Source organism: Reyranella sp. (genome assembly GCF_965228225.1).
In the GTDB taxonomy this organism is placed as follows: domain Bacteria; phylum Pseudomonadota; class Alphaproteobacteria; order Reyranellales; family Reyranellaceae; genus Reyranella.
Map to the genome: position 1 here is coordinate 2,235,315 of NZ_OZ245801.1, position 13,352 is coordinate 2,248,666.

The following is a 13,352-nucleotide window of genomic DNA, read 5'->3' on the forward strand; positions in this document are numbered from 1 at the left end:
ACTACAGTCCCAGCGTCGACAGGTCCGGCGTGCGCTTGTGGAAGTCCGTGGCGTCCTGAAGGGCCTTGCCGATCCGGAGCACCGTGCCCTCGGCGTAGGGCTTGCCCAGGAGCTGGATGCCGATCGGGAGCCCGTTCGAAAAGCCGTTCGGCAGCGAGAGGCCGCACAGGCCGAGATAGTTGCCGGGGCGGGTCATCAGCGAGATCGCGGGCGAGGTCTCGTCGACCTCGGTGACGGGGATCGCGCCCGAGGCCAGCGCCGGCGTGAGCAGCGCGTCGTAGGGCGCCATCCAGGCGTTGAACGCCGCCCGGCGCTCGCCCATGCGGCGCAGCTCCTCGGCATAGAGGGCCGGGGCGAAGCCCTTGGCGGCCATGGCGCGGCCACGCACGCCCGCACCGATCGGCTGGGCCATGTCCTCGATCCAGCCGCGATGCAGCGACCAGAGTTCCGAAGCCGAGATCGAGCCCGCGCCGACGCCGAGATTGAAGTACCATTCGGGGATCTTCACCGGCTCGACGACGGCGCCGAGTTCCTCCAGCATCCGGGCCGAAGCCAGCCACGCCTCGATCACGTCGGCATGGCACTCGGGCAAGGAAGAGGCATCGGGCAGGGCGATGCGCAGGCCCTTGATCGAGCCGCCCTTGGTCGAGGCCGTGAAATCCTCGAGCGGCTGGCCGAGGGTGGTCGGATCGCGCGGATCGGGCCCTGCCAGCGCATTGAGCATCAGGGCGCAATCCTCGACAGAGCGCGTCATCGGGCCGATCGAGTCGAGCGTCCACGACAGCAGCATCGTGCCGTGCAGGCTGATGCGGCCGAAGGTGACCTTCAGGCCCACGAGTCCATTGAAGGCGCAGGGAATGCGCACCGAGCCGCCGGTGTCGCTGCCGATGCCCGCGGGCGTGAGGCGCGCCGCGACGGCGACCCCGGTGCCGCTCGACGAGCCACCGGGCGTGCGATGGGTCTCGAGGTCCCACGGGTTCCACGGCGTGCCCATCAGCGGGTTGGTGCCCCAGCCGCCGAAGGCGAATTCGACCATGTGCAGCTTGCCGAGCGGGATCATGCCGGCCGCGGTCAGGCGCTCGACCGTGTTGGAGGTCTCGGTGGCGACGCGCGTCTCCCACATCTTGGAGCCGCCGGTGCCGACACGGCCGGCAATGTCGCAGAGATCCTTGTAGGCGACGGGCAGGCCATGCAGCGCCGGCAGGGGAAATCCGGACGCGCGGGCGGCGTCGGCGCCGTCGGCGATCGCGCGGGCTTCCTTCGCGTAGACCTCGGTGAAGGCGTGCAGCTTGCCGTCGGCTTTCTCGATGCGCGCCAGCAACGCGTCGACCACCTCGCGCGAGGAGAAGCGCTTGGCGGCGAGGCCGGCGGACAGGTCGGTCAGGGTGAGTTCATGCAAAGACATCAGTAGGTAGCCCGTCCGCCAGAGAGATCGAAAACCGCACCCGTCGCGAAGGTGCAGTGGGAAGAGGCGAGCCAAGCGACCATCTCGGCCACTTCCTCGACCTCGCCGAAGCGGTTCATCGGGATCTTGGACAGCATGTAGTTGATGTGTTGCTCGGTCATCTGGCTGAACAATTCCGTCTTCACCACTGCCGGCGCGACGCAGTTCACCAGCACGCCGGTCGTAGCAAGTTCCTTGCCGAGCGACTTGGTGAGGCCGATGACGGCGGCCTTCGAGGCAGAGTAGGCCGAGGCATTGGGATTGCCCTCCTTGCCGGCCACCGAGGCGATGTTGACGATACGGCCCCAGCCACGCTGCACCATGCCGTCGATCACGACGCGGTTGCAGAGGAAGACACCCGTCAGGTTGATATCGATCACCTGGCGCCAGGCATCGACGGGATATTTGGCCACGGTCGTGTTGGGGCCGGTGATGCCGGCGCTGGCGACCAGGATGTCCGGCGGGGCCAGCAGTTTCTCGGTGTCGGCCAGCGCCCTGGCGACGTCCGCCTCGCTGGTCACGTCGACGGCGATGGCGACTGCGCCCTTGAGCGTCTCGGCGGACTGCTTCGCGCGTTCGGGATCGCGGTCCCAGAGGGCGACCCGCCCGCCGCCTGCAGTGATCTTCGCGGCGCAGGCGAGGCCGATGCCGCGTGCGCCGCCGGTGACGATCGCGGTCCGGCCCCGGAACGGTTCGCTCTCCATGCCTTCCTCCCAAATCCTTGAATTATATTGCGATTCCCAGCATATCGGCGCGCCGGGGCATCCGCTACACTGAGCGCTTCAATGCCTCGAGTTTTCGCGGGAGTTTCATGCCTTCGCCCATTCCGGCGTCCATCGACGCCACCGTCGAGCTGCTGCAGGGCGGCGAGTACATCGCCGACCGCAGCCTCGCCACGGTCCTCTACCTCGCCCTCAAGCTGGGCCGTCCGCTGTTCTGCGAAGGCGAGGCGGGCGTCGGCAAGACCGAGATCGCCAAGGTGCTGGCCGAGACGCTGAAGCGCCCGCTGATCCGCCTGCAGTGCTACGAGGGCCTCGACGTCGCCTCGGCGGTGTACGAATGGAACTATGCCCGCCAGATGATCGAGATTCGCCTGGCCGAAGCGCAGGGCGTGCACGACCGCAGCGAACTCTCTGCCGACATCTTCGACGAGCGGTTCCTGATCCGCCGTCCGCTGCTCGAGGCGCTGCAGCCGCATGTCGGCGGCGCCCCGATCCTGCTGATCGACGAGCTGGACCGCACCGACGAGCCGTTCGAGGCCTACCTGCTCGAAGTCCTGTCGGACTTCCAGGTGACGATCCCGGAACTCGGCACGATCAAGGCGGCGGAGCGGCCGATCGTCATCATCACGTCGAACCGCACGCGCGAGATCCACGACGCGCTGAAGCGGCGCTGCTTCTACCACTGGGTCGACTATCCGGACCTCAAGCGCGAGCTGGAGATCCTGCGGGTCAAGGCCCCGGGCGCCAGCGAGCGCCTGTCGCGCCAGGTCGTGGGCTTCGTCCAGGAACTGCGCAAGCTCGACCTGTTCAAGGCGCCCGGCGTTGCAGAGACGATCGACTGGTCGACGGCGCTGTCCGAACTCGACGTGCTCGATCTCGATCCGCGCACGATCAACGACACGCTGGGCGTGCTGCTCAAGTACCAGGACGACATCCAGCGCCTGCAGGGCTCGGAAGCGGCCGAGATCCTGCGTAAGGTAAAGTCCGACATCGCCGCCCAGCCGCTGGGCTGAGCCGGTGGTGTGCCGCACACTCACATATGCCTTAAAGGTCCCTCACTGCGTTCGGGATGACAGCTTTTTCTGCCGCGACGCACTGCGCCAACCCGAGCAAAATTGTCATCCCGAACGCAGTGAGGGATCTTTCGCTTGCGCCAGAACGCGAAGGGTCGTGGCGTGATGGACACGCTGCCCGATCCGCCGGCCGGACTTCCGGGACGTGAGCCGCGCAACGGCAAGCTCGCGAGCAACATCGTGCACTTCGCGCGGACCTTGCGCACGGCCGGGCTGCGGGTCGGGCCGGGGCAGATCCTGCGCGCCATCGAGGCCGTCGAGGCGGCGGGCATCCGCAATCGCGACGACTTCTACTGGACGCTCCATTCGGTCTTCGTGAACCGCCGCGACCAGCGCGAGATCTTCGACCAGGCATTCCATGTCTACTGGCGCAATCCGCGCCTGCTCGAGAAGATGATGGACATGCTGCTGCCGCAGATCGGCGTGCCGGCCGAGCAGGACAAGGGCAAGCAGCTCAGCCGCCGCTTGCAGGAGGCGCTGCAGCCGGGGCAGGGCGAGGCGCCGCCGGAGCAGTCCGAGGAGCCGCCGGAAGTCGAGGTCGAAGCGACCTTCACCGTGTCCGACCGCGAGGTCCTGCAGACTCGCGACTTCGAGCAGATGTCGCAGACCGAGATCGACGAGGCCTTGCGCGCCATCTCCCGCCTGCGCCTGCCGGTGCCGGAGCGGCGCACGCGGCGTTATCAGGCGGCGCGGCGCGGGCCGCGCATCGATTTCCGGGCCTCGCTGCGCCGTGCGATGCGGCCGGAGGGGCTGACGGAGCTGGCCCGGCGCGAGCCGCGTCGCCGCCCGCCGCCGCTCGTGATCCTGTGCGACATCTCCGGTTCGATGGCGCGCTACACGCGGATGTTCCTGCATTTCATGCATGCGATCACCAACGACCGCGACCGCGTCTACTGCTTCACCTTCGGCACGCGCCTGTCGAACGTGACGCGCGCCTTGCGCAACCGCGACGTCGACATCGCGCTGCAGAAGGCTTCGTCGCAGGTCGAGGACTGGTCGGGCGGCACGCGCATCGGCCAGGCGCTGCACGAGTTCAACAACAAGTGGTCGCGCCGCGTTCTGGGGCAAGGCGCAGTCGTTCTCCTCATCACCGACGGGCTGGATCGCGAGGGCGCGTCCGGTTTGGATGAGGAAATGGAACGCTTGCATAAGTCCTGCTCACGCATGATCTGGCTCAACCCGCTCTTGCGGTACGGCGGCTATGAGCCCAAATCTCAGGGCAACAAGGCCATGCTGCCGCATGTCGACGAATTCAGGCCCGTTCACAATCTGGAGAGCCTGTCTGGCCTGATCGCGGCGCTGGGCGCCCGCACCGTCGGGGCCGACAAGCGGCTCGCGGGATGGCAGACCGACCTTCGCAAGGAGTAGACCATGAGCGATGCGCTGGAAGTTCTCGATCAGGTCGGCCAGTGGAAGGCCGACGGCAAGGGCGTCGCGGTCGCCACCGTGATCGTCACCTGGGGATCCTCGCCGCGTCCCGTGGGCAGCCAGCTCGGCGTCGACGATGCCGGCAACATGGTGGGCTCGGTGTCCGGCGGCTGCATCGAGGGCGCGGTCGTCAAGGAGGCGCTCGATGCAATCAAGGACGGCAAGCCGCGGCTGCTGGATTTCGGCGTCAGCGACGAGCAGGCCTGGGATGTCGGCCTCGCCTGCGGCGGCAAGGTCCAAGTCTTCGTCGAGAAGGTGAACTGATCCGATGAAAGCCGAAACCCTCGCCGCGCTCCAGGACGCGCGCGTCAAGCGCCGGGCCGTGACGCTCGCCACCCGCCTCAGCGATGCCGCCGAGGCGCTGGTCTATCGCGACGACGCCAAGGGCGAACTGGCGGGCGATGCCGAGATCGTCGCGGCGGCGCAGCGCGCCATGGATATCGGCAAGAGCGAGACGGTGGATATCGGCGGCGCCAAGATCTTCCTGAACGTCTACGTGCCGCCGCCGCGGCTGATCATCGTCGGCGCTGTGCACATCGCGCAGTCGCTGGCGCCGATGGCGGCCATGCTCGAGTTCGATGTCACGGTGGTCGATCCGCGCGGCGCCTGGGCCACGACCCAGCGCTTCCCCGGTGTGAAGGTGATCCAGGACTGGGCCGACGAGGCCTTCCAGGCGATGGGCCTCGACGTGTCGACTGCCGTTGTGACCTTGACCCACGATCCCAAGCTCGACGATCCGGCGCTCGAATCGGCGCTGAAATCCGACGCCTTCTACATTGGGGCGCTGGGCAGCCGGCGGACCCACGCCAAGCGCAAGGAGCGCCTGGCGGAGGTCGGAGTCACCGAGGAGATGTTCGCCCGCGTCCACGGGCCGGTCGGCCTCAACATCGGCGCCAAGTCGCCGGCCGAGATCGCGGTGTCGATCCTGGGCCAGATCATCGAGGTGCGCGCGCGCCGCCTCGAAGCCCTGTCTGCGCCGAAGGTCGCTGCGGCGTGAGATTCGGCGCGACCCCGGTCGATGAGGCCGCCGGCGCCATCCTGGCGCACAGCCGGCGCGCCGACGGGATCAATTTCGCCAAGGGGCGCGTCCTCTCCACTGAGGATATCGCGCGCCTGAAGCAAGCCGGTGTCTCGACGGTCGTCGCTGCGCGCCTAGATGACGACGACATGCACGAGGACGAGGCGGCCGCCGCCGTCGCCCGGGCTTTGGCGGGCGAGGGGATCGAGGTCACTGCTGCCTTCACCGGCCGCTGCAACCATTTCGCCCGCGAAGCAGGCCTTGCCGTGCTCGACCAGGAGCGCATCGACGCGCTGAACGACCTCCATGAATCGGTAACGGTGGCTACCCTTCCGCCCTTCGCGCGGGTAGAGCCGCGCCAGATGGTGGCGACAGTGAAGATCATTCCCTATGGCGCGCCGCGCGTCGCGGTCGCGCGCGCCGTCGACGTTGCCAAGGCTGCCAACCGGCCGATGATCTCCGTCGCACCTTTCCGGGCGATGCGCGCCGGCTTGGTGCAGACACGGCTGCCCGGCACGCGCGACAAGGTGCTCGACAAGGCGGTGAGCACGACCACCAAGCGCCTGACCTCGCTCGGCAGCACCTTGAACGGCGAGCGCCGCGTCGCGCACGACGCCAAGGCCATTGCCGATGCGCTGGCCGAGCTGAAGTCCGAGGGCTGCGACCTGTTCCTGATCGCCGGCGCCTCGGCGATCGTCGACCGGCACGACGTGGTGCCGGCCGGCATTGAATCGGCAGGCGGCGAGCTCATCCATTTCGGCATGCCGGTCGATCCGGGGAACCTGCTGCTGACGGCCGAGCTGGACGGCAAACCGGTGCTGGGCCTGCCGGGCTGCGCCAAGTCACCCAAGTACAACGGCTTCGACATGGTGCTGGAGCGGCTCGCCGCGCGCCTGCCGGTCGGCCGCGCCGAGATCGTGCGCATGGGGTCGGGCGGGCTGCTCGCTGAAATTCCCAGCCGCCCGCAGCCGCGCGACGAGCCGGAGGCCGAGGAAGCCGGCCCGCAACAGGCACCACGTGTCGCGGTGCTGGTGCTGGCTGCCGGCCGCTCGACTCGGATGGGCGGGCCGAACAAACTTCTGGCCGAAGCCGAAGGCGCGCCCCTGGTCGTCCATGCGGTGAAGGCAGCACTTGCCTCGCAGGCGGTCGAGGTCGTCGTCGTGTTGGGTCACATGGCCGACGACGTCCGCGCCGCGGTCGAGAAGGCCGTGCCGCCGCGCTCGCGCGTGCGCTTCGTCACCAATCCGGATTTTGCCGAGGGCCTCAGTACCTCGGTGCGCACCGGCATCGGCGCGCTGCCGACCACCGTCGATGCGGCGGTGGTTCAGCTCGGCGACATGCCGGGCGTCGGTGCCCCGCTGCTCAATCGCCTGATGGCCGCCTTCAGCCCCGTCGAGGGCCGCGCGATCTGTGTGCCGACGGTGGCTGGCAAGCGCGGCAATCCCGTCCTGTGGGCGCGGCGCTTCTTTCCCGAGATGGCGAAATTGTCCGGCGACAGCGGTGCCAAGCACCTGATCGGCGAGCATGCCGATCTCGTCTGTGAGGTCGAGATGAGCGGCGAGGCGGCAATCACCGACATCGACACGCCCGAGGCGCTGGCCGCGTGGCGGGCGAGGGTACCGGCATGAGTATTGTGGCATGAGCTTCGACGTCGCCGCCGTCCGCGGCCAGTTTCCGATCCTGTCCGAGATCATCGACGGCTTGCCCGTCCATTATCTCGACAACGGCGCCTCGGCGCAGACGCCGCTGGCCGTCATGGATGCGGTGCGGCGCTACGAGACGACGGGCCGCGCCAACGTGCTGCGTGGCGTTCATCGGCTGGCCGAACGCGCCACCGAGTCCTACGAAAATGCACGCGCGCAGGTCGCGTCGTTCCTCGGCGTCCCAACCATGGAGATCGTCTTCACGGGCGGCTGCACGGCGGCGATCAATCTCGTGGCCTATTCCTACGGCGCGTTGCTGAAGCCCGGTGATCGCATCCTGCTGTCGGAACTCGAGCACCATTCCAACATCGTGCCGTGGCAGCTGCTGCGGTCGCGCTCGGGCATCGAACTCGACATGCTGCCGGTCACGACCGACGGCCGCATCGATCTCTCGGCCTTGCCCAGTTTGCTGACGCCGAAGACGAAGCTCGTGTCGCTGGCGCACGTCTCGAACGTCACCGGCGCGCTGCTCGACGTGCGCGCCGTCGTCGAGGCGGCGAAGTCGGTCGGCGCGAAGGTGATGCTCGACGGCGCCCAGCGCGCGCCGCACGGGCCGCTCGACCTGCCGTCGCTCGGCATCGATTTCTACGCCTTCGCCGGCCACAAGGCCTATGGACCGAACGGCATCGGCGCACTGTGGGGCCGGCCCGAGCTGATGGACGCCATGCCGCCTTTCATGGGCGGCGGTTCGATGATCGGGCGAGTGACACTTGCCGAGACCACGTGGGCGCCGTCGCCACGCCGCTTCGAGGCGGGGACGCCTCCGATCGGTCCCGCAATCGGTCTGGGCGCCGCCTGCGCCTGGATGCAAGCGCTCGACTGGGCGGGGGCACACGAGCACGAGATGGACCTCGTGCAACGGCTGATGGATGGCCTGCAGAAGATCGACGGCACGCAGCTCTTCGGCCCGGCGGGTCTGCAGAACCGCTACCCGGTCGTGTCGTTCATGCTGGACGGCGTGCATCCGCACGACGTGGCGCAGACGCTCGATTCGTTCGGCGTTGCCGTGCGCGCCGGCCATCACTGCGCGCAGCCGCTGATGGAACGCTTCGATCTCGACGGCACGACGCGCGTCTCGATGGCGCCCTACAACGACAACAGCGACATCGACGCGCTGCTGGCCGGCGTCGCGCACGCCGCGAAGACGCTGCGATGAGCGACCAGATCTACCAAGAGCGCATCGTCGCTCTCGCCAAGGCGAAGACCGGCGCCGGCAAGCTCGAGAACCCGACCCGGACGGCGCGGCGAGACAACCCGCTCTGTGGCGATCGCGTGATCCTCGACGTCCGCCTCGACGGCGAAGGGCGCATCGCCGAGATCGGCCATCAGGTGCGCGGCTGTCTGCTCTGCCAGGCCTCGGCCTCCGCGCTCTCCGCCGTCGCCATCGGTCGCGACGCCGCGGGCATCGCCGAGCTGCGCCATGACGCCGACCGTGCGCTGGGCCGGGAGCCCGGCGAGACGCACGAGCCGTTCGACGCCTTCGCCCCCGTGGCGGCGCACAAGTCGCGACAGGAGTGCGTGCTGCTGCCGCTCGAAGCGCTCAAGGATGCGCTTTCCTAACTACGCAGCGCGCCCGTAGTTTCGTCGCGCCGCCGCCGTCCTTGTGTCACAGTCACTGGTCACGGTGCGCAGGCATCGACCGGGAGAGACCATGCGCCTTTTGATGAACGTCGTGGCCCTGGTGGGCTTTCTCGCGTTCCCGACTTTCGCCTTCGCCCAGGACCTCGCGCTGAAGAGGGTCATGCTGTCGTCCGGTGGCCTCGGCTACTTCGAATACGAGGCGAGTGTCGATGGCGACGCGACCCTGAAGCTCACCGTGTCGCTGGGCCAGGTCGACGACGTGCTGAAGAGCCTCGTCGCCTATGACGACAAAGGCAGCGTGGGCGGGCTCAGCCTGCCGGGCCGCGAGCCGCTGGCGCAGGCGTTCAAGGATCTGCCGTTCGATCAGAATTCGCTGGGTTCGCCGGCCGAGCTGCTGCAGACCCTGAAGGGCGCCCAGGTCACGGTCGGCGGAAGCCGCTCGATCTCCGGCCGCATCGTGTCTGTCGAGGAGGACAGCGTCGCGCTGCCCGACAACAAGGGCATGGTGAAGCGCACGCGGGTCACGCTCTACACCGATCGCGGCCTGCAGCAGTTCATCCTCGAAGACGCCGAGAACCTGCAGTTCGCCGATGCCGCCTTGCGCGACAAGGTCGGCCAGGCGCTGGTCGCCATCCAGGGCAACCGCGCCAAGGACGCGCGCACCATCGACCTGGCGGTGCGCGGGCAGGGCAGGCGAACGGTGCGCGTGGCCTACATCGTCGAGGCGCCGGTCTGGAAGGCGTCCTACCGTCTGACCCTCGGCGCGGACCCGGCGGCCGCGCGCTCCGCACTGCAGGGCTGGGCCGTGGTCGAGAATCTGAGCGGCCAGGACTGGAAGGACGTCGAGCTGACGCTCGTATCGGGCCGGCCGGTGGCGTTCCACCAGGCTCTCTACAACGCCTATTACGTGACCCGCCCCGAGGTGCCGGTCGAGATCGCGGGCCGCCTGATGCCGGGCATCGATCGCGGCGGCGTCACGGCCGACCAGCAGCGCGCCAAGGCGCTGCCGATGCCGGCGCCCGCGCCCTATCGCGCGCAGCAGGAGCGGGCGGTCGGCGCGCCGGCCATGGCGCCGCCTCCGCCGCCGCCTGCAGAACTGGCCACGGCAGCCGAGCAGATCGAGGCGAGCGACGCCGCCACACAGGTGATCTTCAAGTTCCCGCGCGCGGTCAGCGTCGAGAATGGTCGCACCTTGTCGATCCCGATCGTCGATCGCCAGGTGCCCGCGGCGCGCCTCGCGCTCTATCAGGCCGACACCGCCGCGCGTAACCCGCTGGCCGCAATCCGCCTGACCAACGACGGCGAATCGGGCCTGCCGCCTGGCATCATCACCCTCTACGAGCGCGACAAGGGAGGCTACGTCTCTTATGTCGGCGACGCGCGCCTCTCGGGCTTCCCGGTCGGCGAGACGCGCCTGCTGGCCTATGCGCTCGACGAGAAGATCATCATCGAGCGCGACGTGGCCCAGACCGATCGGGTGGCGTCGGGCACCATCGCCAACGGCGCACTCCGCCTGTCGCGGATCGTGCGCCAGACGACGGTGTATCGCGTGCGCGGACCCGCGAAGGAGCCGCGCCAGCTGGTCGTCGTCCAGCGCCGCCTGCCGGGCTGGACCTTGACCAAGCCGGAGTCGAAGGACGTCGAGCTGAGCGAAGGCAACTATCGCATCCCGTTCCAGCTTCCGGGCGGCGATCAGACACAGACCTTCGAGGTGGTGCAGGAGCAGACGCAGCAGCAGGAGATCCGGCTGGTCGAAAGCGCGGCCGAGCAGATCCGCGTCTACGCCCAGGCCCGCGAATTCGACCCGAAGACGCGCGAGCAGCTCACCCGCGTGTTGCAGCTCCAGCAGGCGGCGGCGGAGGCCCAGCGCAAGGTGGCGCAGGTCGACGCCGAACGGCAGGCGATCGTGCAGGAACAGGCACGCCTGCGCGAGAACCTGGCCCGCGTGCCGGCCAACAGCGACCTCCAGCGCCGCTATCTTGCGACGCTCGACAAGCAGGAGACCGACCTCGAAGCCCTCGCCAATCGCCGTGCCGAGGCCGAGAAGTCCGCCGAAGAGGCCCGTGCCGCGCTGCGCACCTACGTGAGCCAGCTCGGCTGATAGCTCTCCTCATTTGCTTCCCCATTCAATGGGGAAGTGCCCCGTCTTACGGGGCGAAGGGGTCATCTGCGGCAGCGGCCATGACCCCTCCGTCGGCGTAAGACGCCGACACCTCCCCAGCGGACTGAGGAGGGGTGGGATTAATCACCCCGCGCGCAGCGTCCTGACCGCGTCGTCGCGGCGGAAGAGGTAGAGGAGGGCGCGCAGCGCCGTGCCGCGCTCGGTCTGCAGGTCGGGATCGCGGGCAATCACCAGTCGGGCATCGTCACGGGCGGCTTCGAGGAGCTCGTTATGGACCGCGAGGTCGGCCAGCCGCATGTCGGGCAGGCCGCTCTGGCGCGTGCCTAAAAGCTCGCCGGCGCCGCGCAGCTTCAGATCCTCCTCGGCGATGCGGAACCCGTCCTCGGTCTCGCGCATGATCGCGAGGCGCGACTTGGCGGTCTCGCCGAGCGGCATCGCGTAGAGCAGCAGGCAGGTCGACTTGGCGCTGCCGCGTCCCACCCGGCCGCGCAGCTGGTGGAGCTGGGCCAGGCCGAAGCGCTCGGCATGCTCGATCACCATCACCGTGGCGGCCGGCACGTCGACGCCGACCTCGATCACGGTGGTGGCCACGAGGATCGACAGGCGGCCATCGGCGAAGGCGGCCATCGTGGCCTCGCGTTCGGCGCCCTTCAGGCGCCCGTGCAGCAGGCCGACCTTTCCGGGGAAGCGGTCGTTCAACAGCTGGAAGCGCTCGGTCACGTTGGCGAGGTCGATCTCCTCGGATTCCTCGATCAGCGGGCAGACCCAGTAGACGCGCGCGCCCGCTGCGATCTGCCGTCCGATCCCCTGCGCGACCTCGCCGAGGCGTTCGAGCGGAATGGTGCGGGTGTCGATCGGCTGGCGGCCCCTGGGTTTCTCCGTGAGCTTGGACACGTCGAGATCGCCGTAGGCCGCCAGCATGAGCGTGCGCGGAATCGGCGTCGCGGTCATGACGAGCAGATCGACGGCATGGCCCTTCGACGACAACGCCATGCGCTGATGGACGCCGAACCGGTGCTGCTCGTCGACCACGGCAAGCGCGAGGTCGGCGAACTCGACATCCTCCTGCACCAGCGCGTGCGTGCCGACCACGAGCTGGATCGTGCCGTCGGCCAGGCCCTGCAAGGTCTGCTTCTTCTGGCGCTGGCCGTCGCGGCCGGTGAGCAGCGCGATGCGCACCCCGGCCGCTTCCGCGAGCGGCGCGATGGTCGCGAAGTGCTGGCGCGCCAGTAGCTCGGTCGGCGCCATCATCGCAGCCTGCGCGCCGGCCTCGACGCAGATCAGCATGGCGAGCAGCGCCACCAGGGTCTTGCCGCTGCCGACATCGCCCTGCAGCAGCCGTACCATGCGCTCTTCTTTGCCGAGATCGTCGGCGATCTCGGCGATGGCCTGGGTCTGGCTCGCGGTCAGCTCGAAGCCCAGCGTGGCGAGGGCGGCTTCGCGCAGGCGGCCGTCGCCCTTCGTCGCGTGACCGGCCAGGGTGCGGTTGTGATGACGCACCAGCGCGATGGCGAGCTGGCTGGCCAGCAGCTCGTCGAAGGCGAGGCGCGCGCGGACAGGGTGCGACGGCGAGAGATCGCCCAGCTCCTCGGGCGCGTGGACGCGGGCGACAGCGGTCTTCCAGTCGCTCCAATCCTGTTTCCGGTGAAAGGCGGCGTCCTGCCATTCGGGGAGGGCCGGCGCACGCTCGACAGCGGCCGCAATGGCCTTCTGCACTGGCCTCTGGGTGAGACCGGCCGTCAGGCCATAGACGGGCTCTACCCGCAGAATCCCCTCGCGCTCCGCCAGCGGGACGACATGGTCGGGGTGCGTCATCTGCACCTCGCCCTGATAGATTTCGACCTTGCCGCTCACCACGCGGGTCTCGCCCGGCGGCAGCAACTTCTTGAGATAGTCCTCGCGGCCGTTGAAGTAGGTCAGGCAGATCCGGCCGCTCTCGTCACTGCACCAGATCTTGTAGGGCTGGCGCGGACTGTGCGGGACCATGTGCTCGTCGACATTGACCGTCAGGGTCGCGACCTCGCCGCCGCGCGCCTGGGCGACATCGGGGGCGTTACGTCGGTCGATCACGGCGAAGGGCAGGTGCCAGAGCAGGTCGACGACCAGCTTGCCTGCAAGTTTCTCCACGAGGGTGCCCAGCCGCGGCCCGATTCCGGGGAGCGACGTGACATGAGCGAAGAGGGGGGTGAGGGCTTGCGGGCGCATCGTTGGCTGGATCGGGGGCTGCGTGACTTCGTCATCGCCGCCGCCTATATGCTACG

The 13,352-nt window shown here is 68.7% G+C and carries 11 protein-coding genes; 8 read left to right on the plus strand and 3 right to left on the minus strand.

Annotated features, from left to right (window positions below; translation table 11 throughout):
• Position 1 precedes the first annotated feature (1 nt).
• Together ACO07K_RS10720 and ACO07K_RS10725 are read right to left on the minus strand one after the other, a co-directional pair.
• Positions 2–1,405: an amidase gene (locus ACO07K_RS10720; protein WP_422035921.1), complete on the minus strand. Its 1,404-nt coding sequence runs from the start codon at positions 1,403–1,405 to the stop codon at positions 2–4.
• A complete protein-coding gene (locus tag ACO07K_RS10725) occupies positions 1,405–2,148 on the minus strand; it encodes an SDR family NAD(P)-dependent oxidoreductase (RefSeq protein ID WP_422035922.1) in 744 nt (247 codons plus the stop codon). Before ACO07K_RS10725 ends, ACO07K_RS10720 begins: the two co-directional genes overlap by 1 nt.
• Positions 2,149–2,255: 107 nt before the next feature.
• Between ACO07K_RS10725 and ACO07K_RS10730 the strand changes: the two genes are divergently transcribed.
• From ACO07K_RS10730 to ACO07K_RS10765, 8 genes are all read left to right on the plus strand, one after another.
• Positions 2,256–3,179 carry an AAA family ATPase gene (locus ACO07K_RS10730; RefSeq protein ID WP_422035923.1) on the plus strand — a complete coding sequence of 308 codons (924 nt, stop codon included), beginning with the start codon at positions 2,256–2,258 and terminating at the stop codon, positions 3,177–3,179.
• 135 nt (positions 3,180–3,314) lie between these two features.
• Positions 3,315–4,607 (plus strand): vWA domain-containing protein, encoded by a 1,293-nt coding sequence (locus ACO07K_RS10735; RefSeq protein WP_422035924.1) that lies wholly within the window; start codon positions 3,315–3,317, stop codon positions 4,605–4,607.
• A gap of 3 nt (positions 4,608–4,610) precedes the next feature.
• Positions 4,611–4,931 carry an XdhC family protein gene (locus ACO07K_RS10740; RefSeq protein WP_298316401.1) on the plus strand — a complete coding sequence of 107 codons (321 nt, stop codon included), beginning with the start codon at positions 4,611–4,613 and terminating at the stop codon, positions 4,929–4,931.
• A 4-nt stretch (positions 4,932–4,935) separates the two neighbouring features.
• Complete coding sequence (locus tag ACO07K_RS10745) at positions 4,936–5,664, plus strand: XdhC family protein (protein ID WP_422035925.1); 729 nt, start codon at positions 4,936–4,938, stop codon at positions 5,662–5,664.
• Positions 5,661–7,313: an NTP transferase domain-containing protein gene (locus ACO07K_RS10750; RefSeq protein ID WP_422035926.1), complete on the plus strand. Its 1,653-nt coding sequence runs from the start codon at positions 5,661–5,663 to the stop codon at positions 7,311–7,313. The genes ACO07K_RS10745 and ACO07K_RS10750 overlap by 4 nt, the downstream gene beginning before the upstream one ends.
• Positions 7,314–7,323: 10 nt before the next feature.
• The gene (locus tag ACO07K_RS10755) at positions 7,324–8,544 is read left to right on the plus strand and encodes an aminotransferase class V-fold PLP-dependent enzyme (protein ID WP_422035927.1); all 1,221 of its coding nucleotides are present in this window, start codon (positions 7,324–7,326) and stop codon (positions 8,542–8,544) included.
• Positions 8,541–8,948: an iron-sulfur cluster assembly scaffold protein gene (locus ACO07K_RS10760; protein ID WP_422035928.1), complete on the plus strand. Its 408-nt coding sequence runs from the start codon at positions 8,541–8,543 to the stop codon at positions 8,946–8,948. The genes ACO07K_RS10755 and ACO07K_RS10760 overlap by 4 nt, the downstream gene beginning before the upstream one ends.
• A gap of 91 nt (positions 8,949–9,039) precedes the next feature.
• Complete coding sequence (locus ACO07K_RS10765) at positions 9,040–11,070, plus strand: DUF4139 domain-containing protein (protein ID WP_422035929.1); 2,031 nt, start codon at positions 9,040–9,042, stop codon at positions 11,068–11,070.
• 144 nt (positions 11,071–11,214) lie between these two features.
• Here ACO07K_RS10765 and recG read toward each other — a convergent pair whose 3' ends face one another.
• Positions 11,215–13,296 carry an ATP-dependent DNA helicase RecG gene (gene recG, locus ACO07K_RS10770; protein WP_422035930.1) on the minus strand — a complete coding sequence of 694 codons (2,082 nt, stop codon included), beginning with the start codon at positions 13,294–13,296 and terminating at the stop codon, positions 11,215–11,217.
• Positions 13,297–13,352: the final 56 nt, after the last annotated feature.

What these genes read in the sequence shown, in the direction of transcription:
- ACO07K_RS10720 (WP_422035921.1), bottom strand. Translation starts at nt 1,405, where the DNA reads ATGTCTTTGCATGAACTCACCCTGACCGACCTGTCCGCCGGCCTCGCC.
- ACO07K_RS10725 (WP_422035922.1), bottom strand. Translation starts at nt 2,148, where the DNA reads ATGGAGAGCGAACCGTTCCGGGGCCGGACCGCGATCGTCACCGGCGGC.
- ACO07K_RS10730 (WP_422035923.1), top strand. Translation starts at nt 2,256, where the DNA reads ATGCCTTCGCCCATTCCGGCGTCCATCGACGCCACCGTCGAGCTGCTG.
- ACO07K_RS10740 (WP_298316401.1), top strand. Translation starts at nt 4,611, where the DNA reads ATGAGCGATGCGCTGGAAGTTCTCGATCAGGTCGGCCAGTGGAAGGCC.
- ACO07K_RS10745 (WP_422035925.1), top strand. Translation starts at nt 4,936, where the DNA reads ATGAAAGCCGAAACCCTCGCCGCGCTCCAGGACGCGCGCGTCAAGCGC.
- ACO07K_RS10755 (WP_422035927.1), top strand. Translation starts at nt 7,324, where the DNA reads ATGAGCTTCGACGTCGCCGCCGTCCGCGGCCAGTTTCCGATCCTGTCC.
- ACO07K_RS10760 (WP_422035928.1), top strand. Translation starts at nt 8,541, where the DNA reads ATGAGCGACCAGATCTACCAAGAGCGCATCGTCGCTCTCGCCAAGGCG.
- ACO07K_RS10765 (WP_422035929.1), top strand. Translation starts at nt 9,040, where the DNA reads ATGCGCCTTTTGATGAACGTCGTGGCCCTGGTGGGCTTTCTCGCGTTC.
- recG (WP_422035930.1), bottom strand. Translation starts at nt 13,296, where the DNA reads ATGCGCCCGCAAGCCCTCACCCCCCTCTTCGCTCATGTCACGTCGCTC.